The 2452-nt window shown below is 37.4% G+C and carries 1 protein-coding gene and 1 pseudogene; one reads left to right on the top strand and one right to left on the bottom strand.

Annotation, left to right across the window (positions count from 1 at the left end):
* Positions 1–8: 8 nt before the first annotated feature.
* Positions 9–548 (bottom strand): annotated as a pseudogene (locus Q0992_RS09870) (OB-fold nucleic acid binding domain-containing protein); the annotation flags it as partial.
* A 160-nt stretch (positions 549–708) separates the two neighbouring features.
* Between Q0992_RS09870 and Q0992_RS09865 the strand changes: the two are divergent.
* Positions 709–2452, top strand: a 1744-nt coding sequence (locus Q0992_RS09865) for a M1 family metallopeptidase (protein ID WP_299523220.1), incomplete at its 3' end; no start/stop codon positions are given.

Raw genomic sequence — 2452 nt, 5'->3', positions numbered from 1 at the left:
AATTACCCTTTGCTTTCCAGAAACAGTTGCTGCATTATTTTGGCCATAACCCGATTGGTAATACCTTTGTTTGATAATTTCTCTGTAGAGGGATAAATGGCTTGCATTGCAGAGCGTAAGTTTTTTTCGTGCTCGGATTGCAATTCCATTTCAGGATGCGGCATACTAAACTTGCCATTGTACCAGTTGGTTTTCCCGAAAATGACGTACGGTTGATCTATTTTAAGGCTCTCTCTTATCCATTTTTGACCTCTGAACCATACGAGCTCCATCATGCCTGTATCGTCTCTAAAATCAGCTACTAAGCGCTTTCCTCGCTTTTGCGCCACTTCTCTAAGGCCTGTAATTTTTCCAATGACTTGAACTTCGGCATTGTTACGTTGCAACTCGTTGATTTTATAATATTTGGTGCGGTCGATATAGCGGTTTGGAAATAGATTGATAAGGTCTTGATAGGTGTGAATGCCTAATTCTGAGCGTAACAAATCCGCTCTATTAGGCCCAACACCTTTGAGATAATCAATTGGAGTCTGTAAGTTTACGCTCATAAAGCTAATTTAAGTCATTTGGGGTTAAGTCGAAAGTGTTTTGTCATTCAGAGTCCTGATAGCTATCGGGACGAAGCATCTTCATTCTTTTTCGATTCATGCTTTCGCAGGAATGACAGAAAAATAGTATTTTGGCGTTATTCTTGTGTAGATTTGAATCATGAAGAAATTTCTGATTATTGTATTCTTTTTTCAGCTAGGCTTTTGCTTTGGGCAACAGACGGATTATGTGGATTATGAAAGGGTAGAGGCAACAATTGGCTTTGCTCTTGACTCGTCATTAGTTTATGGAAGTGGTAAGTATAGTTTTAAAATATTAAAACCTGTCGATTCCGTTTTTTTGGACGCCAAAGGATTTAAGTTGAACATGTCTCTTCCTGATTATGTGAATACTGGACTGACCCATACTTATGATGGCAATAAAATTTGGATAAAAGGCGATTTTAAAGAAGGCGTGACCTACGATTTTAATTTTGAATATGAGGTCATTCCTAAAAAAGCACTCTATTTCGTTGAACGAAATGGAGAACCACAGATCTGGACACAAGGTCAAGGCAAGTACACGAGCAATTGGTTGCCAAGTATTGATGATGTCAATGACAAGATAGAATTTGATCTTAAATTGTTGTTTGAAGATGGGTATGAAGTTATTTCTAATGGTGTCAAAAAGTTAGAGGGAAAGGTTCATCATACATATCAAAACAAATATTCTTTTGATATGAAACAACCCATGTCCAGCTATTTGGTTGCACTGGCTATAGGTAAATACGATAAAAAAACAGAAACCTCTAAAAGTGGTATTCCATTAGAATATTATTACTATCCTGAAGATTCACTTAAGGTAGAACCGACTTATCGTTACAGCAAACAGATGTTCGATTTTTTGGAAGAAGAGATTGACTTTGCTTATCCTTGGCAGAACTATAAACAAGTGCCTGTACACGATTTTTTATATGCAGGTATGGAGAACACGAGTTGTACAATCTTCTCTGATGCATTTATGGTTGACGACATTGGATTTAACGATAAAAACTACATCAATGTTAATGCACATGAGTTGGCCCACCAATGGTTTGGTAATTTAGTGACCGCAACCTCTGGAGAACATCATTGGTTGCAGGAAGGCTTTGCTACCTATTATGCTTTATTGGCTGAGCGCGATATTTTTGGTGACAACCATTACTATTTTAAGCTCTATGAATCTGCTGTTAATTTGGGTCGGCAGGATATTGATGGCAAGGGTACGTCGCTTTTAAACCCAAAGTCAAGTAGTCTTACCTTTTATGAGCGTGGTGCTTGGGTGCTTCATGCCTTGAGAACTTTGGTTGATAATAAGGTGTTTAAAGGTGCAGTGAAGAATTACCTGGAAAAACATCAATTTGGTAATGTAGAAACCTCTGATTTTGTAAAAGAAGTTGAACGATTATATGGTAAGTCACTAACTACTTTTGTGAATGTTTGGATTAAGCAAAAAGAATTCCCTGTGGAAGCTGCATTTGGTTTGCTTAAAAACGAATCCACATTTATCAATGAGTATTTGATGGTCGATTGCCAAGCCAAATCCTCAAAATGTACAGATTATCTTAAGTACTATGTCTCTGATGAAGCTAAGGTAAAGGTGATTTCCCAAGCACCAGAATTAGTCACTTCCGATACTTTTAAACATGGTTTAAAGGTAAGGCAGGCCATTTCTCAGTATGTGACTCAAATTCCCGAAAATCTTAAGACAGATTACGAGACGCTTCTCGATGATAAGTCATACATCACTATAGAAAATGCTTTATACAATCTTTGGTCTAATTTTCCCGAAGAGCGTTCTAAATACCTATCAAAAACCAGAAACATTGTTGGTTTTAGCGATAAGAATGTGCGCCTGTTATGGATTGTCCTGAATTTGAGCACTC

The sequence above is a fragment of the Winogradskyella sp. genome (assembly GCF_028289625.1).
Lineage (GTDB): Bacteria > Bacteroidota > Bacteroidia > Flavobacteriales > Flavobacteriaceae > Winogradskyella.
Note: the sequence above shows the minus strand (reverse complement) of the source record. Positions and strands in the feature narration are given on the sequence as shown.